The organism is Mucilaginibacter endophyticus, from assembly GCF_003351025.1.
In the GTDB taxonomy this organism is placed as follows: domain Bacteria; phylum Bacteroidota; class Bacteroidia; order Sphingobacteriales; family Sphingobacteriaceae; genus Mucilaginibacter; species Mucilaginibacter endophyticus.
The window spans coordinates 1-21196 of the sequence record NZ_QPCG01000005.1; the positions used below are offsets into that span (position 1 = coordinate 1).

Annotated in this window: 17 protein-coding genes and 2 tRNA genes; 7 read left to right on the forward strand and 12 right to left on the reverse strand. The window is 41.0% G+C overall.

The window, feature by feature from the left end; genetic code table 11:
• From DUL71_RS20065 to DUL71_RS20105, 9 genes are all read right to left on the reverse strand, one after another.
• Positions 1–1595: YobI family P-loop NTPase (locus tag DUL71_RS20065; RefSeq protein WP_208645614.1), on the reverse strand; the 1595-nt coding region annotated here is incomplete at its 3' end.
• A 208-nt stretch (positions 1596–1803) separates the two neighbouring features.
• Positions 1804–3021, reverse strand: a complete 1218-nt coding sequence (locus DUL71_RS20070; protein ID WP_114940201.1) for a site-specific integrase — start codon at positions 3019–3021, stop codon at positions 1804–1806.
• A 250-nt stretch (positions 3022–3271) separates the two neighbouring features.
• A tRNA-Asp gene (locus DUL71_RS20075) sits at positions 3272–3345 on the reverse strand.
• Between the two features lie 100 nt (positions 3346–3445).
• Positions 3446–3519 (reverse strand) — tRNA-Asp (locus DUL71_RS20080).
• Between the two features lie 187 nt (positions 3520–3706).
• On the reverse strand, positions 3707–6091 hold the full coding sequence (locus DUL71_RS20085; RefSeq protein ID WP_114939784.1) for a hypothetical protein: 2385 nt from the start codon (positions 6089–6091) through the stop codon (positions 3707–3709).
• 49 nt (positions 6092–6140) lie between these two features.
• Positions 6141–7289, reverse strand: coding sequence for a DUF4249 domain-containing protein (locus tag DUL71_RS20090; RefSeq protein ID WP_161964476.1), 1149 nt, complete (start codon positions 7287–7289; stop codon positions 6141–6143).
• Between the two features lie 26 nt (positions 7290–7315).
• Positions 7316–8494, reverse strand: a complete 1179-nt coding sequence (locus DUL71_RS20095; RefSeq protein ID WP_161964477.1) for a DUF4249 domain-containing protein — start codon at positions 8492–8494, stop codon at positions 7316–7318.
• Between the two features lie 11 nt (positions 8495–8505).
• Positions 8506–11277 carry a TonB-dependent receptor gene (locus tag DUL71_RS20100; RefSeq protein ID WP_114939787.1) on the reverse strand — a complete coding sequence of 924 codons (2772 nt, stop codon included), beginning with the start codon at positions 11275–11277 and terminating at the stop codon, positions 8506–8508.
• 71 nt (positions 11278–11348) lie between these two features.
• Positions 11349–12080, reverse strand: a complete 732-nt coding sequence (locus DUL71_RS20105) for a hypothetical protein (RefSeq protein WP_114939788.1) — start codon at positions 12078–12080, stop codon at positions 11349–11351.
• 313 nt (positions 12081–12393) lie between these two features.
• Between DUL71_RS20105 and DUL71_RS20110 the strand changes: the two genes are divergently transcribed.
• Positions 12394–12750 (forward strand): bleomycin resistance protein, encoded by a 357-nt coding sequence (locus DUL71_RS20110; protein ID WP_114939789.1) that lies wholly within the window; start codon positions 12394–12396, stop codon positions 12748–12750.
• A 9-nt stretch (positions 12751–12759) separates the two neighbouring features.
• Here DUL71_RS20110 and DUL71_RS20115 read toward each other — a convergent pair whose 3' ends face one another.
• From DUL71_RS20115 to DUL71_RS20125, 3 genes are all read right to left on the reverse strand, one after another.
• The gene (locus DUL71_RS20115) at positions 12760–13452 is read right to left on the reverse strand and encodes a response regulator transcription factor (protein ID WP_114939790.1); all 693 of its coding nucleotides are present in this window, start codon (positions 13450–13452) and stop codon (positions 12760–12762) included.
• 161 nt (positions 13453–13613) lie between these two features.
• Positions 13614–15425: a sensor histidine kinase gene (locus tag DUL71_RS20120; protein ID WP_114939791.1), complete on the reverse strand. Its 1812-nt coding sequence runs from the start codon at positions 15423–15425 to the stop codon at positions 13614–13616.
• Between the two features lie 210 nt (positions 15426–15635).
• Complete coding sequence (locus DUL71_RS20125) at positions 15636–16004, reverse strand: DUF3127 domain-containing protein (protein WP_112570937.1); 369 nt, start codon at positions 16002–16004, stop codon at positions 15636–15638.
• Between the two features lie 89 nt (positions 16005–16093).
• Between DUL71_RS20125 and DUL71_RS20130 the strand changes: the two genes are divergently transcribed.
• From DUL71_RS20130 to tnpA, 6 genes are all read left to right on the forward strand, one after another.
• Entirely contained in the window at positions 16094–17269 is a 1176-nt protein-coding gene (locus tag DUL71_RS20130) for a THUMP domain-containing class I SAM-dependent RNA methyltransferase (protein WP_114939792.1), read from the forward strand.
• Entirely contained in the window at positions 17270–17767 is a 498-nt protein-coding gene (locus tag DUL71_RS20135; RefSeq protein WP_114939793.1) for a hypothetical protein, read from the forward strand.
• 273 nt (positions 17768–18040) lie between these two features.
• Positions 18041–18280: a helix-turn-helix domain-containing protein gene (locus DUL71_RS20140; protein WP_112571546.1), complete on the forward strand. Its 240-nt coding sequence runs from the start codon at positions 18041–18043 to the stop codon at positions 18278–18280.
• A gap of 53 nt (positions 18281–18333) precedes the next feature.
• Positions 18334–18981: an HD domain-containing protein gene (locus DUL71_RS20145; RefSeq protein ID WP_114939794.1), complete on the forward strand. Its 648-nt coding sequence runs from the start codon at positions 18334–18336 to the stop codon at positions 18979–18981.
• Between the two features lie 40 nt (positions 18982–19021).
• Positions 19022–20329 (forward strand): carbohydrate porin, encoded by a 1308-nt coding sequence (locus tag DUL71_RS20150; RefSeq protein ID WP_114939795.1) that lies wholly within the window; start codon positions 19022–19024, stop codon positions 20327–20329.
• A gap of 42 nt (positions 20330–20371) precedes the next feature.
• Positions 20372–20836 carry an IS200/IS605 family transposase gene (gene tnpA, locus DUL71_RS20155; RefSeq protein ID WP_114939796.1) on the forward strand — a complete coding sequence of 155 codons (465 nt, stop codon included), beginning with the start codon at positions 20372–20374 and terminating at the stop codon, positions 20834–20836.
• Positions 20837–21196: the final 360 nt, after the last annotated feature.

Below are 21196 nucleotides of genomic sequence, written 5' to 3' on the forward strand. Positions count from 1 at the left end.
CCAGTCCGAACTAAGGGAGGGTTACAGAGATAGTTGAAATTTCCTCTCCTGAAATAGTCGAACCGCTCCCTGGTTGCGGCATCCTCCATCGTGGAGGGTGAGCCACTGAAATTAAAATACTGAAAGCCGTTTGTTTTATTTACAAATCTCGCGACATATAACCAGCGAAGCTCATCACCGTTCTTAAACTGGTTGCGCTCTATTTGCCTGATCTCATCCTTAAGTTCTTTGATCTCGTCATCAATCTCCCTTATCTGATTACTCACATATTCGGATCTTTTCCGTATCAAGTCAAAAAGCTTACCGCTTCCGTCATTCAGAAGTACGAAATCATCAGGAAAGATATTCTTGTAAACGATCATAGCGAGCAGCTTGTCTTGATTCAAAGCCGAATCAAGCAATGAGCCGTAAATATGAAACTCATTGATGATATTGTAAAGCAGCCGCATGTCGTCAATAAACAATGAAACATCGTCTATAAGGTCGTTCGAGATGTTATAGTTGTTATCTATTACCAGCTTGATCAGCTTGTCGTTTGAGTTCGAACCATTAATCACTGGGATGACCGGGATGATGAAGTCGAAAAATTTCGTTCGATCTTTATCGCGGAATATCTCATCCCGTACCGCATAAATAAAAACGACGGCCTGATCTATCTTCTTTGATTTGTTGATTAGCAGATTAAGTTCCCGAAGTTTAGTAAATATTTCCGCCTGACGGAACCTGTCCAAATCCTCGATTAGTACAACTGAATAATCTGTAACTTCAAAGAAGTAAAGTATTTCGTCCAGGTGGTTATTAAGTATTGACTTGCTTATATTTTTATCAATCTCAATCTCTGCTTCCTGGAATTTCAGTTTACTGACCTTCAAACCGTAGAAAAGTCGTATGGAACGGTAAATAACGAAGAAAAGTGCCGTCAGAAATACGCACAGGGAAAGCCAATGCAGCATCATACCGAAAACCCCATCGAATTCGATCATCAAAAGTGTCTGAACTTTTTCTGGGTAGAATAAGTTCAGCCCAAATGTAAGCGCTAGCATAACCCCTATGGTAATAAATCGCAAGCTTTTCTTCTTGAAGCTTCTGATCTTTTTGAACCTAGAATCGGGGATTCGTTCATCTTCCTCATGATAAAAGATCTGTTGCAGGATACTTAGTTCTATCAGCCGAAGGATGTCTTCATTACTCCGGACTTTTTTTAGCCTTGCATTTCCTTCGTTGCCTCCTACTTTATCGTTGTCGAATCCTTCAGTGTCCTCATCCATATCGATTTCTTCCTTGAAAGTAGCCAACGAGATCTCAAGGAAAACGTAATCGGGGTTTGTGTTGGTTGCCTTGAACGTCTGTAAAATACTGCTTTTACCGGAACCATAGGGACCGGTTAGGGCAATGTTGTAGATTGATTCTTTTTTTCGGTTATCCAGCGCCCATCGGATCGCGTTGGTATAATGGGTTGCCTCTGCATTGGTGATCGGTGAAAGAGAGTGATACGGTAATGTTGCGGTTTCAGGTTGTACGTTTTCTTCAGGGTGAAGGTAGCTACCGAGTTTGAGGTATATAGCGTTTAATTTTTTTAGCAGGAATGGATACATGATCTGTGACCGGTTTTAACATTGTAATTTAAGAAAGTTTTCCGTTCCTGGCAGTGATATTTCTACTGTAAAAATTGCAGTAAATAATTACATTTAATCTCTTCATGTTTTAATTTCCCTTTGTTATTCTCATCATCTTCAAATTCTTTGAGCTTTGATTTTGATAATGAAACACGGGATAGCAGACTACCCCGTGTTGGATCATAGATCAACTTGCAGCTAACTTTTGCTTCAGCAGACTCATATCTTCGCTGATCTTATGATCCATTACTTTAGCGTAGATCTGCGTGGTTTTGATACTGGTATGCCCCATCATTTTTGCAACACTTTCTATCGGCACGCCGTTGTTCAGCGTGATGGTAGTAGCAAATGTGTGCCTGGCAATATGGAAAGTAAGTACCTTAGTGATTCCGGACAGATCGGCTATTTCCTTGAGATAGGAATTCATCTTTTGATTGCTTAATACCGGCAATACCCGGTCATCGCATTGACATTGCGGGTTTTCCTGGTATCGTTCCATGATTTCAAGGGCCGCAGGAAGCAAGGGGATCCGGGAGAGCGTATCGGTTTTTTTGCGGTTTGTGTAAATCCAACTTTCGCCGTCAATTCCCCTCAACACTTCAGAACGTTTAAGCTTACTTACATCTACGTAGGCAAGGCCGGTGTAACAGCTAAACAGGAAAATATCCTTAACCAGTTTCAGTCGCTCCATTGGCATCTCCTTTTCTGAGAGGGCATTCAGTTCGTCTTTAGTCAGTGCTATTCGGTTAACCTTTGAAGTCTTCGGTTTATAGTTGAGAAAAGGATCGACGGTCAACCATCCGTTACCAAGACAGATTCGAACGATCTTACCGAAGTTCTTAATGTATTTGATCGCAGAGTTGTTACCACATTTGCGGATGCTTCTTAAATAGTATTCAAAATCATTTAAAAAGGAAAAGCTAATCTTGGTAACAGCCAGATCCGATACATTGAATTGCCATTGCATAAAATCTTTAATATGCATCAGGCAAGTTGAATAACGCTGCAAAGTGCTTTTCTCAAATTCCAGCCCTACCAGGTTTTGCATTTTTTGATTATGATCTGCGAATACCGCTATAATTGTTCTTACCTTATCTGCCTTACCGATAAATTTATTCCTCAAGGTTTCAGCAGTAATTAATTCATCGTGCAGTGTCATGATCCGGTGGCAATCAAAGGCCTTGGATTGCAATCCATCGAGATAATTGTTTAAAGCGCGGACATCTTCTTTCGTTCCTGTAAGTCTTCCGGCTTTATTATTCCAGCGGGACGGCTCACAGGTTCTCCCGGTAGTGGCTTCTGATCGTTTACCGTCAACAGTAAACCGGAGATAAACGGGCATTGGGCCCGATTGATAGTTCTTTGGCTTTTTCAAATAGAAAAGCAGATTGACGTTTGTTCTCATGGAAATGAGGATTAATAATGAAACAAAATTAATTTTCTCATCACTTGAGCGCAAGATGTTCATATCCTGAACCGCTTGCATATCAAACAGTTGCAAAAGAATCGGTGAGTCATTGAGCTGCTTTGATTGACTCACCGCATTACTCACCAGAATTATGATTCCAGATGAATAATTTGGTGAGCTCCGAAAACAAAAAACCCTTCAAATGATATCATTTGAAGGGTTTTGCTCAATTTTAATATTGATGTAGCGGAATGGACGGGACTCGAACCCGCGACCCCATGCGTGACAGGCATGTATTCTAACCAGCTGAACTACCACTCCGTTTGGGGTTGCAAATATACAAACCTTTTTATTTTACACAAATTGAAATCTAAAAAATCTTTAAAAACAAAAAAGCCTTACTTTTTAGTAAGGCTTTTAGCGGAATGGACGGGACTCGAACCCGCGACCCCATGCGTGACAGGCATGTATTCTAACCAGCTGAACTACCACTCCTCCGTTTGGGTGTGCAAATATACAAACCATTTTATTTTACGCAAATTGTTTTTTCAAAAAAGTGCGTTATTTGAAAAATTAGGCACTTTTTTGATTTGTTCGCTTTTTTTAATGTGCTTTAATTCATTGATAACCAGCCGATAAATCAGGGATCGCAAGGTGTGTTTTATTGAAAATTTTAAAAAAACTATTTCACATCAAAGCTAAAATACTGGCTTGCGGCATCGCCTTGTGCTGTAATTCCCTGCACAACGCCTATGTATTTCCCGGTTTGATCGGATGTATAAAATGACAGTTGCTGTTTCCCCTGGGCTGGTGTGTTGATATCAGGCGCCCAATAAAGCTGATTCCTGAAATCGGGCATCCTGTTTTTTGTCGTCTGCTCGGTATCATATACGGGCGAATAAAATTCGCGCTGCAGCTGTAATCCTTCATAATCCAGCACTACGGCCCGCGGGTCTATTTCAACGCCGCCAAGGTCGCCTTTATAGGTTGTAAAGCTTAAGATCCCCTCGTATACTGATGGTCCCCAATAATACCGGAAAGGGACGTCCTCAAGCTTGCGCACTTTTAGCGGATCAATAGCCATTACCTTATCAATATTAAAAACAGGAACATCATCAAGCATTACCAACGGATCACCATCTAAAAAACCAGTGCCATTGAGTACTTTAATATGATATCGTTTCTGCGATCTGTTAACCCATACCTCTCTTACATACTCCCGCAGTACCTCTTCCATGGTAGTAAAGCGGGTGTAGTTATCTAAAAGATAGGTTTTATAAGGTGTTGCATAAAAGCCGGAGCTATCAACGCCGGGCTCATAAAAGCGCTTAAGTTTGTTAGCCAAATAAATGTTTTGAACCTGTGTGGCAAGACTGGCCTCCTCAATGGCCTTTTGCATGCCCCTGGTCAGGTTCAATTTAGGCATGGGGTATTTTGAATATAGTTCAGAGAAAGGGCTTAAAATATCGATGTGATAGCTGGTATCCCGTTCTGAATTGGTTTGGGCTACTATCTCACCCGGACCATAAAGTTGTCTCGTGTTGAAGGTCAGCCGGCCTGCCGAATCGCTTCTTGCGGCATAAAGCTGAACCCTTTTTCCGGGTACACTTAAATAAGCAACTATATCTTTGGCCGCACCACCGGCTTGGGTATTGGTTATTTTTCCGGTTATCAGGTGTCCGTCATATTCCGGCAAAAAGCTAAACGCTGTTTTATTGCCAAACATATTATCCCATTGAAACCTTCGCCAGCCTTGCGAAAGCATAAGATTATCCAGCGCGGCATCAGCTTCCGCGTCTGTATTTTTTAAATAATAACCCGGCGATTCAATATGCCCGCGTAAATCCGACTTTAGCCACAGGTAACTAAAGATCTCACCTGCTGCATCCATGTTTTGTAACGAATCGATCTTATAAACGGATATTGACAGATTAGCGGGCTTTATTTGCCCGGATAAGTCTTTGGCAGCTATAGCTACACTAACTTTTTTGCGATGACTATATAGGGCCTGGTCTGCGTTAGCATCAATGCTGAGGTTTTGTTTAGGACGCTTAAAATAAAGCCGCTCACATACAGGTTGCCGGGCACCATTAAAAATGGTTAGGTGCGATACACCGTCGCCTAATTTAGTTTTATCAAGCGTGAAGCTGGCGGTTCCGTTATTAAACGCCGCTGTAATTGCTGCATCAATCAGTTTTCCTGTGTGTGCAAACAGATACAATTCACGGCTATCCACACCTGTCCCGTTTATTATCACTTCTATTTGCGCATTGCCGGCATCTTTTACCGACATAGCATAACCTTGATTATTAACGGCAGGTAACTCTTTGTTAACGGCGGCGCTATTGGCCGGTTTGATAATGGCCTTATAAACATTCCCCGCCGCCGGTGTAAATGAAAAGCTACCGATACCAAATTTCAATGGTTGAAACCTCGCTACAGTATCGTTTTTCTGATCAACAACAAATCCCCGATATTCGCTTAGTCCTGTACCATCTGGCGCTGTAACTTTAAAAGCTACTTTACTGTTAATCCCTGCAACAAGGTTTCCGCCTTCGGGAAAAAATTGAACGTCATAGGCTGATGATTGTGCCTTAGCCTGGACTTCTGGTGATTTTAAGGGATTAACTATAGCGATCGTCTTTTCAAAATAATAATCGGGGCTGAAATTTTTCATCCAGCTGGTATATGCCCGTAACTTATAATTGCCATTGCTTGCCGAAATGGGAACATAAACAGAGCCGCTTCCGAGGCCGTTTTTCATCTCTATTTTTGTTTGTATAATGGCATTTTGCTTATCATCCAATACATCAACATACACTACTTTACTTAGGCCCAATGGCTTGTGGTAGGTAGCATCTACATTGTAGATCTTAAACCATAAGATTTCGCCGGTTATATATGCGCTCTTGTCGGTATGCACAAATATTTTTTCCTGCACTGTAGTTTGCCAGTACTTATTAAAACTGTCGGTAATTTGATTTGCAGTTTGTGCAAGGCTGTTTAATGATAACAGTAACATGCCAAAAAGCAAGGGAGCAGTTATAACTTTTTTAGTTTCTTTCATAGCCTAAACCTAATTGATCTATTTTCATGGCATTATTATAAAATCTTATTTATCGCTCTTTCCAAAAAGAAGGCGCTTTAACAACTCCCCTGATGGTACAATCCACACAAGGCACTGTCGACGAGGTGTAACCAATGAGATTGCCGTTCACCAAAATAGGATCTACCGGTATTGCGCCTCCAAAAATAATGTTGTTGTCAACTGTATTTGACATCGTGTGCGGATCAACAAAATAATTTGAATCGATAGGTCCGCAATCGTAAGGGTATTTTGCTGTCCAGTCCCATGGCAAGTCAAGATTGTCAATAAATACCCGTTTGGCTTGTATGTTGGTTACGCTCACATAGCCAATAACAGGCTCTTTTGGATCTTTGAGATTATGGATATTGCCTGTTAACTGCGATGGCTGGGCGTCAAATATGCTTCCTAATTGCTCAGTGTTTTTCTTGAGGTTTTCCCAAAACTGATAGGCCTCTTTGGTTAAGGCGTATTGCTTCAATAAAATGGTATACCGTTTTTCAATTTTTTCGGATGTGGCGTCAATTGTGGTTAAAGGTGCCTGGAATATAACATCCTGCGAAAGTTTTATGGACGAGCCTAAAACAATTGAAGTTGACCTGTCACCTGCAAAACAATAATAGTTAAGCTGCGCCGGTGTTCTGAATACGATTTTGTGAATACTGTTATCAACAATATAGGTCGACAGGTATTTGGAATGAAACCGCCATGTTTCATCAAAGCTCCACCGGTAATACCGGGTGCTGTTAGTGGCATCATGCGTGTTTACATAGATATCTACTTTATTGTTCTTTATGTTAAAGCCTATACTGTCAATTGCTGGGTTGGCTTTTGCCGCTACATAATCAGACGCGTATTCTGTATTGTTATCAATATTAATATGCAGCCGGTATTTTTTTGAGGTGTTGAGATTTAACCCTGTTGAAATATAATTGCCATTGCCCGCAGATTGAAGATTATAACTGGCGCCATCCTCGGCTTCAACCGAAACAACGGCATTATCAATAATCATCGAATTTACATTGCCCGATATATTTACCGTTTTGCTGAGCTTTATAATTGTCGAATCATTTCCGGTGTTTATTATCCCTTCAACCACCAGGTAATGGTTAGGGGCGTTTACAATGGGTGGATTATATGATTTTCTGCATCCCCATACAAGCCACGTTAATAGCGCCATATAAAAAATATATCTTTTAAATAGCTTCATTTTTTCTCAATCCAAAAAGAGGGGGCTTGTACCCGCCCTCTGATCCTGCAATCGGTACATTCAACTGTTGAATAGGTGTAACCTATCGTACTCCGTTGCTGAGTTATATCACTAACCGGTATTGCGCCTCCGTTAATTATAAAGTTAACTACATCATTTTGCTTTGTTTTTGGATTAACAAAAAGGGCAGAATCCGGAGGCCCGCAATCATATGGATAGGCCGCTGTCCACTCACGGGGAACATCCGTATTATCAATAAACACCCTTTTTGATTGAATATTAGTTACGCTTATATAACCAATTACGGGCTCCGCCGGGTCTTTAAGATTATGGATATTACCTGTTAACTGCGAAGGCTGTGCATCAAATATACTCCCTAATTGTTCTGTATTTTTCTTAAGGTTTTCCCAAAATTGGTAGGCATCTTTTGTTAAGGCATATTGCTTAAGTAAAATGGTATACCGCATTTCAATTTTTTCGGAAGTGGATGCTATGGTTGTAATGGGCTGCTGAAATATTACATCCTGCAATAATTTTGCTGATGAACCTATAACTATAGAGCTTGACTTATCGCCGGCAAAACAATAATAATTGTCTTCGCTGGGTGGCCGCGGAATAATTCCTTTGATTGTAGGATCAACTATATATGAGGACTGGAATCTGGAGTGAAATCTCCAGGTTTCTTCAAAGCTCCAGCGATAGTATCTCGTGCTATTTGCAACATCATGAGCGTTGGCATAAAGCTGCATAGTATTGTTTTTAATATTAAATCCAATGCTATCAATCGGCGGGGTCTTTTTTACTTCAACATAATCAGAGGCGTATTCTTTACTGTCGTTGGTAAGGATATGTAACCTGTATTTTTTTGATACATTAAGGCTAAGCCCAACTATAGCATACATTCCGCTGCCCTGGGGGATAAGCGAATACGTACCTCCGCCCTCGCCTTCAACCGATACCGTGCAGTTATCAACCCCGCTTGTTTTTGCATTGCCCGAAATATTGACTGTTTTGCTTAATCTCACTATGGTGGAATCGCTGCCGTTATTGATCACTCCCTCCACAACCAAATAACTGTTGGGGGCATTTACAACTTGAGGGTTATAAGGCTTCTTGCAGGCGATAAAAACGATGCCCGGTAACAAAAACAACAATAAAAATCTTCTCCCTGTCATCATCACTATAGTTAAAACCTGATATTGTAGTTAATAAACGGAATTGGTTTGGCAAATATGGATAGTTTATATCCGTTAATAGCTCCGCCCTGTTCTGTAAAGAATGTTGAGTATGCGTTTTGCCGGCCCGTTAAGTTGTACACACCTATGGTAAACGAGTTGTGCGTTAACTGGTGTACCTTATGGTTGCCTTCAATGTTCATTGAAAGGTCCGACCGGAAATAATCAGGGATGCGGTACTGGTTCCTGTCCGAATAAAACACACGCTCGGATCCACCGTATTCGTATTTGGCAATAGGCAGTGTGATAGGCCGCCCTGTGCTATAGGTAACATTTACCGAAACGCTAAACCTGTGCGAAAACCTGTAGTTGCCAATAAAATTAAAATCATGAGGTTTATCAAAGTTTGCAGGGTAATAGGCTCCGCCATTGATCAGATCGCCTGCATTAGGATCATTTTGCCTCAGGAATGTACGCGAGTAGGTATAACTAATCCAGCCGTTGGCTTTACCGGTAGCCTTTTTTATTAAAAACTCAATGCCATACGCCTTGCCTTGCGTACCTATTACATCTGTTTCGATGTGGTGATTTAATACCAGGTTTGCCCCGCTCTTGTAATCAAGATAATCCCTTAATCGTTTGTAATACACCTCAACTGAGGTTTCGATGGTATTTGATTTCAGGTTGCGATAAAGCCCGAGAGATACCTGGTCGCCATATTGAGGTTTAATGTTAGGATCGCTTAATTGCCAAACATCGGTAGGGGATATAGCTGTTGTATTTGATAACAGGTGAATATACTGCCTGAGCGTATTGTAGCCGCCTTTTATAGACAGGTTGTCGCCCAGTTGATACCTGGCCGAAAGTCTGATCTCCGGACCTGAATAAGTTTTGATAAACTTACCACTCGAGTAATTGGTACTATCCAGGATGTTGGTGCTTGTTTTAGGTAGATTAGGCGCGTAGTTGTAAACCGTTTGCGGCCCCAGGTAATTATATATGGAGTATCTGATACCTCCGCTGATTGATAAGTCCTCGGTTACGTCAAACTTATCGCCAAGATATAAAGCACTTTCCAATGCCTGTTGCGCGGCAACAACGTCGGGCGCCACCAATGATTGGGTGCCAAGCGGCTGGAAGTTACCCGGATGGAGTTTGTAGTAAATGGAACTTAAACCAAAGTCGACAGTGTTTTTGCGGTTGAGATAATAAGTAAAGTCGGTTTTAAAGTTGGTTTGGTTAATATCGAAGTTTAGCTTGTAAGCATTCACCGGGTTGTCGGCACTTGAAATATCATATTGGTACCGGTCTATCCCGGCCGTGATAACGCTAAACAGTTTATTATTAAAATTATGCTTCCATTTAAGGTTGATGTTCCTGTTGCTGTAGCTATAGGCTGTATCGCTGTTAAGCCTGAATTTATCCTTACTCAAATAGCTGGTTAAATACAGGTTATTTTTATCATCAATCTGATGGCTTATATCCAGGTTGAGGTCATAAAAGGAGGCCGAGCTATGTTTATAAGCATCGGGGAGTAGTTTAAGTAGCCAATCTGAATAGGTGGTGCGGCCGCCAAAGGAGAACGAGGTTTTGTCCTTAATAATAGGCCCTTCAACATTAAGCCTGCTGGTGATTAAGCCAATACCTGCCGATCCGGTAAATTTCTTTTTATTTCCTTCGCGGTTAGTTACATCTAACACAGAAGAAAGGCGGCCGCCAAACCTTTCGGGGATACTGCTTTTGTACAGCTCGATGTCTTTAACGATATCCGGGTTAAATGACGAAAAGAAGCCGAAGAAGTGTGATGGATTATAAATGGTGGCATCATTCATCAGGATCAGGTTTTGATCGGCAGAGCCGCCGCGTACGTTAAACCCTGTTGTAGCTTCACCTACCGACTGAACGCCAGGGAGGGTAAGTACCACTCTTAATATATCTGCCTCGCCAAATACGGTTGGCACCTGTTTAATGCTTTTAATGTCAAGCCGGTTTACGCCCAATTGTACGTTGCGAACGTTGGCTACTTTTTCGGCAGATATTTTTACCTCTTTCAGGCTGGTAACCTGCTCCTGCATTTCAATAACAATTTTACCATCCGAATACAGGATGATTTGCCTGCGGGTATCACGCATACCAATTCCCCTTACGCTTAGCACCTGCCGGCCTTTGGGTAATTTGATGGTGAAATAACCAAACTGGTCTGTAGCGACACCGGTTTTAGTATTGGTAACATAGATACTGGCCCCGGTTACCGATTCGCCCGATTTAGCTTCCTTTATATAGCCCGATAGCGTAGCAGTGCCCTGTTCAATGGTATTGGTTTTGATCCCTATTTCATACAGCTTATTTTCGGTGGTTGCTTCGGGAATTTTTTTATCCTTATCTATATCGGCATTGGCAGGGGACACGCTTATGTTGGCTGTAGTAGCATTGGCAGCTGTAATGCCAAAATAGCCCACTGCAAGGCCGGTTTGTATTTCGCGCCCTTTGGTTAAAAACACCTGTTGCTGTTTAATGGCAAAGTTGAATCCGGTGTTTTTAAAAGCCTGGTTTAATATAGTTTCAATAGGCTTGTCAGTTACCTGTAAGGTTACTTTCAGGCTGTCAAACTGCATTGGGTCGTAAAAAAAATGATAGCCTGACTTTGCTTCCAGTTCTGTTACAAACTGCTCAATAGTAGCTTGCTGAAAGTTTACACTCATTGATTTTACCTGGCCTTGCTGGGCATAGCTCAGTTTAATTAAAATCAAAAAACAGAAACTTAGAAGGTAAATTTTTTTCATCCGGTTATTTTATTTTCTGCCGTATATTTTAAATGTAATGTTGCCCCTGCCTTTGCGGTGAGGGCAGTACACTAATTAGTTAAATGATCATAATAGGAGGCCACATTGGTTATTGCCTGTTCGAAGTTTTCGCGAAAGTCGATATTGTTTGTTTTGATATATTGACGCAGTTCCTTCTTTTTATCTCTGAAGATGTCTAATAATGCCCCTTTACTACTAAAGCTTAAGTAGCTGGGCCCCTTTTTTACGTAATAGTTTTTTGTTTCACGGAAAAAGGTTTCGACGGTATTACTACCTGTAGCGGTTTGAATACTTTTTTCCCTTCTTACAAGAACCTGTGTATTTTGACCTGCATACAACTGATCATAGAAACCGGTAGTGAGAGCGGCTCTCCCGGTAGAGTCGGAATTGATACGTACAAAATGATGGTTAAGCAGCCAAAATTCCGGGATTCGGGTACTTAATAAAGAGATTTTTGTAAAATGATTATATAGCAGTATCACAATAACATCCTTGTTGATATCATACATCATGGGGATGTTGTTATACAATGTGCCGTTATAATTTACATTGCCGGTAGAAAAGGTTTTAACATCAAAAACGTAGGCGTTGCCTTTGATTAAAGGATCATAAAATTCGTACTCGGGACCGTTATACAGATGTGACTGTTGATCAATGGCTGTATTGTAATTAGCTATTACATGGTTTAAGCCGGTGCTGTCAATTTCTGATTGCGCACAAACACGGCCGTTTGCAAATATGCTCAATGTGATAATTAAGACCGGGAGTATAGTTTTAATCATTTAGGCTTTTTATAAAAATGAAATTTACATGACTTTCAATTAATTACCAAATACCCAATTGCTAATACGTTAAGGCAACGTGTATTAATCGTGTTACACGAAAAGGTTTATAAATATAAACTACGGCTGCAGTGAAACAGATGTGACACGCATTCTTAAATAATTCTTTATTAAGAACTTAAATAAGATATTCAGAGAAATTGCAGCCAGGTGAGTGGAAGTGATTTTTGCAGCCTTTAATTAACAGAAATTAAGGTTGGGGAATTGAAAAATGTAAATGATCTTATACATTTATGTACATAAATTGTCAATTATGCTTAAGACCGCAATCCCTGTTCTGGCTTCACTCAACGAGGAAGAAACAGTTAAGTTTTACACCGAAAAACTTGGTTTTACATTTAATGCAAGCTGGGACGGCTATCTCATCATGAACCGTGATAATCTGTTTATCCATTTATGGCCATGCAGCAACCCCGAGATAGCCCAAAATACAGGCTGCTACATTTTTGTAACAGAGGTGGATAAGCTTTATGCTGAATATAAGCCGTTGGATATAGTACATCCGAATGCCGATTTGCAGATCCGCCCCTGGAAAACAAAAGAATTCAGCATTTTAGATAATAATGGGAACATTATCCATTTTGGTGAGGACATTTCAGATAAAGTGTAGCTGCTAATTTTAATTGATCAGCAGCTTATATCCCCTGCCATGAACGTTAATAATCTCAACGTTTGAATCATCCTTCAGATATTTACGGATCTTGCTCAGGAATACGTCCATGCTCCGGCCGTTAAAATAATTATCATCGTGCCAGATGTTCAGCAGGGCTTCTTCGCGGGTAAGTACCTCGTTTTTATGTACACATAGCAGGCGCAGCAATTCGGCCTCTTTGGTTGAGAGTTTTTGCTGGGCTTCGCCAATCGTGATCATCTGGGTGGTATAATCAAACGTATACTTCCCAATTTTGAATGAGGTTTGTTTTTCCTCTTCTTTTTTGCCGGTATTATCGGTACGCTTTAAAAGAGCGTTTATACGCAGCAGTAACTCTTCAATACGGAATGGCTTGGTGATATAATCATCGCCACCCAAATTAAAAGCCTGGGTTTTATCCTCTATCATCCCTTTGGCCGTGGCAAAAATGATAGGCACTTGGGCATTGATTTTACGAATATCCTTGCCAAGCGTGAAACCATCTTTTTTAGGCATCATCACATCCAGTATCAATAGGTCATATGTTTGTTTGGTGAAGGCCCGTAAACCCTCTTCGCCATCCTTGCATAAAACCACGTCAAACTTACCTTTCAATTGCAGGTAATCCTGTAGTAACAAGCCCAAATTGGCATCATCCTCAACCAGTAGTATTTTCTTCATATATTTTCAAGTCCGAAAGTCGGGATGCCCGAAAGTCCGGAAGATTGTTCGTTTTAGTCCGGAAATCCGATGTCGGAAAGTCCGTAAGTTCGTTGTGTATGTTGAGCAAGAGTCTGAGTTTATCTTACGGACTTTCGGACAAGCCGACTTTCCGACTGCGCTTACGCTATCGCAAACTTCAGCTCAAACTCCGAGCCTTTTTCTTTCTCTGATTTTACGCTTATTGTACCGTTTAGGCGCTTAACTATAGTATTTACGTAGCTTAAGCCCAAACCAAAGCCCTTAACGTTGTGCACATTACCGGTAGGGATGCGATAAAACTGTTCAAATATTTTTGATTGCTGATCGCGGCTCATACCTATACCCTTGTCGGCTACCTTGATAACAACCTGTCCGCTTTTAACAAATGTGCTTATGGTTATATCGGGCTCTTCATTGCTGTACTTAATGGCGTTATCAACAAGGTTATATAGTACATTTGAAAAATGCAGCTCGTCGGCAATGATGTATGCATTTTCGGCATCGAGGTGCAGGGTGGTTTTAGCATTGCATTTCTGCAGCTTAAGTGCCATGCTATCAAGTACAACGCTGACCATTTCGTTAACATCAACCGGTTTTTTCTCCAGTTTGAAGTCGTTACGTTCAATGCGGGCTATATTTAATACCCTTTCAATATGGCTGCCTAAGCGGGCGTTCTCTTCAAAAATGATATTGGCTAAGCGGGCTACCCGGTTTTTATCTTCGGCAATTTCATTGTCCCTTAAAGCCTCGCTGGCTATCATAATGGTTGATACCGGAGTTTTAAATTCGTGGGTCATGTTATTAATAAAATCGATCTTCATTTCTGAGATCTTTTTCTGCCTTAGTATCGAAAATATGGTATAACCGAAGCAAAGGATGAGCACCATGGTAAGGCCGCCGGTTGTGGCCATTGTAGCGGTCATGTTGCGCAATATCAATGAGTTTTTTTGCGGGAACGAAAGCCTGATCTTTCCCGGATCATTGATCACCTCTTTGGTGAAAATAGGGGTTTGATAGGTATTGGCCGCAACAAATACCGGCAGTTTTTCGCCCTGGTTATCGCTGGCGTTCGAGAATATCAATGAATCGCTGTTGGCAGTTGTAACCTCATAGCTAAAAGGTAGATAAATGCCTTTGTTGTGCAGCTCAAAGCGCAACAAGGAATCTATCCAGAAAGGATTGATCCGTTTATTCAGCGGCTCGCCCGATTTGCGGTATTCCTCGGCCAGGTTTTCGATAACTGTGGGTTTAGCCCCTGCATCGTTGGCTTTTTCAACCGAATCACTTTCAACCAGTTTTTTGATCTGCTGAAACTGCCGTTCCTTTTGTTTACGGGTTTGCTCCTGTACCCATAAAGGGTTTATACGCGGCACTGAAATCATTTGCTTGCCAAACTGAGGATCTACATAAACATACCTCAGCGTATCGTATTTATGAAGCTTTTTGGCCTGGGTTATGCGGCGGGTTATACGGGTATGTACAATTTCGGGGGTTAACTGCTCATGCACTACGCCAAATTCGTCGGTATATTCTTCAACATGCACTTTAAAATCAACTGTGCCTTCTGTTTGGAGTAGGCCGTTAAGCTCATCATCCATTTTTTTACGCTGGATCATGCGCTGTAAACTATCGCGCAGCAATGCAATCCGTTTTTCGCGGGCGGTTGAGTGCTTTCTTGTTGCCTTATCGCCTATAACTTTTATGGTATTAACACCAGGTTCCTCGTTTTCGGTACTGATGGTAGTTTGCTGTGTTTTAGTTTTCAGAAAGTTGTTGGCATCCTGGCGGGTCACTTTATCAACCACGTTATTCATGGCTTCGCGCACCTGGCGGTCAAACGAGTCGGATTGCATTTGATATGCCTGCCTCAGAAAATAAAATTGCATAGCCATCACGCCCAAAAGCGCGAACCCCATCAACCCAATAATTAATCCTATGCTCCTCTTTTTCATTTATTAACAAGCAAAATTATCTGAAATAGGTACACAAAAATTGCATTTAACAAAATTTAACAAATGCGATTTAAGTTTAAAACTCTGTTGCTTAATATTTTATTATTTCAATAGCTTTAGGTATGCTTTAAAACGAGATTTATTAACAAAATGTTCATAAACAACAAAAGGCCCTTGATAAGGGCCTTTTGAAATATCTGTATTGCTTTATTAGAATGGCAGATCGTCATCATCTGCTGATGAGCTGATATCTGCTGAAGGAGCAGCGTATTGCGGAGCAGCAGACGCGTTGTTAGCTGCTGCAAGCGGAGTAACCCTCCATAATTGCAATGAATTAAAATAGCTTTTTTTACCCATTTTATCTGTCCACGGGCGACCTTTAAGGTTAAAAGAAACCTCTACGTCATCTCCAATCTTAACGTTATCAAGTAAATTGCAACGATCCTGGATAGCCTCAAACTTTAAATATTCAGGGTATTGAGGATTCTCAATATATTCAAGTATAAGTTCGCGTTTTTTAAGTGAATCGGTTACTTGCTGAGTGGCCGACACTTCATGTACCTTACCTTTAACTTCCATAATTAGTCTTCAAATAATTTAAAAATGTAAAGTTAATAGTTAAGAAATTAAAATAGGGGCTTTTTAATTCTTAATTTTGCCGAATTAATATGCAAGTTTTCCACACCGAAAGTAAAATCATAATTACATGTAACAAAAGGCTTTCGCCTTACCTGCAAAGGGAGGTTGAAGCTTTAGGCTATGAGCCGGTCCGCGTTTTCCCCACCGGGGTCGAACTAAAAGGAACCGTTACAGATACTATTCCGCTTAATCTGAACCTGCGCTGCGCAAGTCAGGTGCTGTATTCGTTAAAAACCTTTGCCGCCCGCGACCCGAAAGAGCTGTATGAGGAGCTGGTAACCATTGAATGGGAAAAGCTCATTGATTTTACCGGCTATTTTTCGGTATCATCAAACGTAAATAACGAGCACATCCTTACCCCATTGTTTGCTAACGTTAAGGTAAAGGATGCCATTGTTGACAGGATTAAGTCTGTAAAAGGTATCAGGCCAGATTCGGGACCGGAGGTTAATAAAGCCGTGGTACACCTGTACTGGCAGGATGATCGTGCCGAAATTTTCCTGGATACATCCGGCGAAACACTGGCCAAGCACAGCTACCGTAAAATACCGGGTAAGGCACCTATGCTGGAGGCTTTGGCTGCATCAACCATCATGGCGACAAAATGGGATATGAAAAGCACTTTCATTAACCCAATGTGTGGTTCGGGTACGCTGGCCATTGAGGCCGCATTGCTGGCTACAGATAAATCACCAGGTTTGTTCAGGATGAACTATGCCTTTATGCACATTTTAGGTTATGACGAAACCGTGTTTTTTGCGGAACGCCGTACTTTAAAAGATAAAGCAAAAAAGGAAACCGGCTTTAAGATCATTGCCTCCGATATTTCGGAAGACGCGGTTGATATAGCCCGCAAAAACGCCCGGACCGCAGGTGTAGAACATTTAATTGATTTTGCCGTTTGTGACTTTGAAGATACCGAGGTGCCTGAGCAACCAGGCGTAGTGATGTTTAACCCTGAATACGGCGAGCGTTTGGGTGTGCACACAAAACTGGAGATCACCTATAAGCGTATGGGCGATTTCATGAAAAAGAAATGCCTTGGGTATGATGGTTATGTTTTTACGGGCAATCCTGATCTGGCTAAAAAGATAGGCTTAAAGGCGGCCCGCAAAATTGAATTTTATAATGGTAAGCTTGATTGCCGCCTGTTTGAGTACGAGTTGTACCTGGGCAGCAAACGCGAACCAAAAGAAGAAAATTAAATGAAAAAGATCCTGTTATTTATAACACTTGTTTTATCATCAGTATTAGTTAAGGCACAAACACAATTAGCATTCCCATTTCAGGGCGGTAGCCCTATCATGTCGCGCTTTTTTAAAGATAGTCTTGTGGTATCACCCGAGATCATTAAAAAGAAAGCTACCGGCACGGCTGTGTTTAAATTTACTGCTGATGATAAAGGCACTATCAAAAAGATCATCGTTTACTATGCCGATGATGCTATACTGGTAGTGCCCATCATTGAGGCGTTGAAGAAATCAAACCACAAATGGATCATTCCTGATCATGAAAAACTTCATGATTTTATTTTGCCGTTTTCTATCAGCTTTAACGCTCCTGCTAATGCCAGCAACGCAACCATTAAAGCGGCATTTGATTACTACAGCAAACGCAGGCCTATCATATCTTATAACCAGGTTCCGCTGGAAGCAGCTACCTTATTACCTTCAGTAACGGTTAGCTACGATTTAAGCGAGTAGTTTGGAGGCTGAAAATATTTTGAAGCGACGTGCCCATGGGGTCGTCGCTTTTTTTTATAAAAAAAAACATTTATAAAAAAATATAGTTTTAATTAAAACCAAAGTGCGTTTTATTTCGTTTCTATAGTTGAATGTCATAAAGATGTTTAATTTTTAATTAAGACCTAAAAAAATCTCTTACCAGTCGGCGGGGGAATTGACATTTTTTTACAAAATCTAAAATCCGGACTTCAATTATTCTCGTTAGTTATAGTTGAACTAAAAAATATTTGGATGAAAGATATGCTAAATTTTAAGATCAAGGCCATAGCCGCTAACATCAGGCATACCAGGGAAGGACTAAATTATACCCAGGAATACCTTGCGGCCAAGTTAGGTATATCGCAAAATGCCTACAGTAAAATAGAATTAGGTTATACAAAAATAACCGTTGAAAGGCTGTTCCAAATAGCTTCAATTTTAGAAGTTGAGGTTGCAGGACTTATAAATACAGAAAAAACAGCTGCAGCCTAAGGTTTTATAAACAATCCTGCTGTTCCATCTTTTGCTTAGTATCTTTGCAAAAGATGGAACACGATAAACTGATTGCCGCAACTGTTGATTTTGTACGCGATACCCTCAAAAATGCCGAAGGCGGCCACGACTGGTGGCACATTCATCGCGTTTGGACAAACGCAAAACTCATCAACCAGACAGAAAAAACTGATCAGCTTGTAATTGAACTTGCTGCATTATTGCATGATATTGCCGATAGCAAGTTTCATAACGGCGATGAAGAGATTGGTCCGCGTACTGCCGGTAATTACCTGCAAAGCATGAATGTTGATGCTGGTGTTATTGAGCATGTGCAGCAGATCATCAGGCATATGTCGTTTAAAGCAAGCTTTGATAAAAAATCCTTCCATTCGCCCGAGCTGGAGGTTGTGCAGGATGCCGACAGGCTTGACGCCATTGGCGCTATTGGTATTGCCCGCGCCTTTACCTACGGTGGCTTTAAAGGACGGGAATTGTATAACCCGGAAATTGAACCCAACCTTAACATGACCAAAGAAGAATACAAAAATACCACTGCGCCTACCATAAATCATTTTTACGAAAAGCTACTTTTGCTTAAGGATAAGATGAATACCCCCACCGGGAAAGCGATTGCCGCGCAAAGGCACGCCTTTATGGAAGATTATTTGAAACAGTTTTTTGCAGAATGTGGTTCATAGTTAACGCGAAAGCTTACTTTTGCGCCAAATTTTGATACCCATGAAGAAACTTATACTTACTATAATTCCGGTTTTAATGGTGGGCCTTGCTTTTGGCCAGGATACCGTTAAACGTCAGCGCTTTAATTTTCACTTCCAGCAAACTGTAATTACTCAGTACAAGCCATCGTTTCATGCCGATTATACCGGCGATAACAGCTTGCTTACAGGCGAAGAAACTCAAAGCTCCATTACCACCACACTTTTTGGTGGTGCAAGGCTTTGGAAAGGTGCTGAGGCTTATTTTAACCCTGAACTGTCGGGTGGTTCGGGCCTGAGCAAAACCTTGGGGGCTGCCGGTTTTCCTAATGGCGAAACTTTTCGGGTAGGTGGTGCTGAGCCCAAGATCTATATAGCCCGTTTATATTTTACCCAAAATTTTGAATGGGGAAAGGAAAAAGATACCATCAGCGATGATGCAAACCAGTTGGCAGGTTTAAAAAGCAAACGCTATTTTTCGGTTACCGTAGGTAAATTTGGCATGGCCGATTTTTATGACGGCAATGAATTTAGCCATGATCCGCGTACGCAGTTTATGAACTGGAGTTTGATGGATAACGGCGCGTGGGATTATCCGGCCAATACCCGTGGTTATGTTTTAGGTGTACATACCGAATTAGGGCAACCAAACTGGACCTTGCGCTTCGCTTTCACCATGTCTACCACCACAGCTAATGGTGCCATTTGGGATCAGAAAATAGGTAAAGCCAACACCCAGACATTAGAATACGAAAAACGCTATACGCTTAACGGACAAAAAGGCACTTTTAGAATCCTCGGTTTCCGGAATAACGGAAAAATGGGTGATTATCGTCAGGCCATCGCCCTTAGTCCAAGTGCTCCTAATGTTGATACTACGCAAGCCTGGGGCAGGCACAAATATGGTTTCGGTATCAGTGCCGACCAATATTTAACAAAAGATTTTGGCGTATTTGCCAAAGTAAGCTACAATAACGGCAAAACCGAAACCTGGTATTTCACCGAAATTGACCGCTCGCTAAGTTTTGGCGGCGTACTTAAAGGTACCTCCTGGAGCCGTGGTGATGATGAATTGGGCCTGGCCTTTGTGGCTAATGGTATCTCAAATGCTCATCGTGACTATCTTGCCGCCGGAGGCTATGGTTTCATTATTGGCGATGGTAAGCTAAACTACGGCACCGAGTTTATTGCAGAGCTCGATTATAAGATAAACGCTTATCAAAAGAAATTCTGGATTACTCCAGGTTACCAGTTTTTGCTGAACCCGGCATATAATAGAGACAGAGGCCCTGTAAATGTGCTGTCGTTAAGGGCGCACGTTGAGTTTTAATAGTGCGGTTGTTAAAGGCATATCCAGCTATTATATTTGGATATGCCTAATACCTATACTCAGTTATATATTCATTTTGTTTTTGCGGTAAAATACCGCCAGGCTGTTATAAATCAGGAATGGGAAGCCAATCTTCATCGTTATATAACAGGGATTGTTCAAAACAATGGCCACAAGCTCATCGCTGTAAATTCCGTATCAGATCACCTTCATCTTTTTGTAGGATTAAATCCTAATCAATCCGTTTCTGAATTGATACGCCTTGTAAAAGGAGATAGTTCTGAATTTATAAACAAGGAAAGATATACCCCACGCAAATTTCAATGGCAGGAAGGATATGGTGCTTTCAGCAACAGTAATTCGCAAATTGATGCTGTGGTAAAGTATATCTTAAATCAAAAACAGCATCATCTGAAAAGATCGTTCAAAGAGGAGTATCTGGATATTTTAAAAGATTATTCAGTAGAATATGATGAGCGATATGTTTTTAAAGACCTGTTAGATTAGATTTGCTTTTCCCCGGTTTTGGGTAGCCTCTACGAGGCAAAAGGATTTTGTTTCATGTCTTTCTACAAATAGGTAGCCCCTAATGGGGCATTTTTAACGCAATACAATTTATGCTGATTGTTTCGCCCGACCTGTTTCGTCATTAAGAATTTACTGAAATCAAGTAATAAGAGATAGATTGATTCCTTCTCTTTCGTTGTGTAGCCTCTACAAGGCAAAGGATTTATTTTGGTGTTTTTCTACAAACAAGTAGCCCCAAATAGGGCATTTTTAATTTGATATAATTTATGATGATTGTTCGCCTAACCTGTTTCGTTATTAAGAATTTACTGGAATCAAGTAATAAGAGATAGAAAGAGG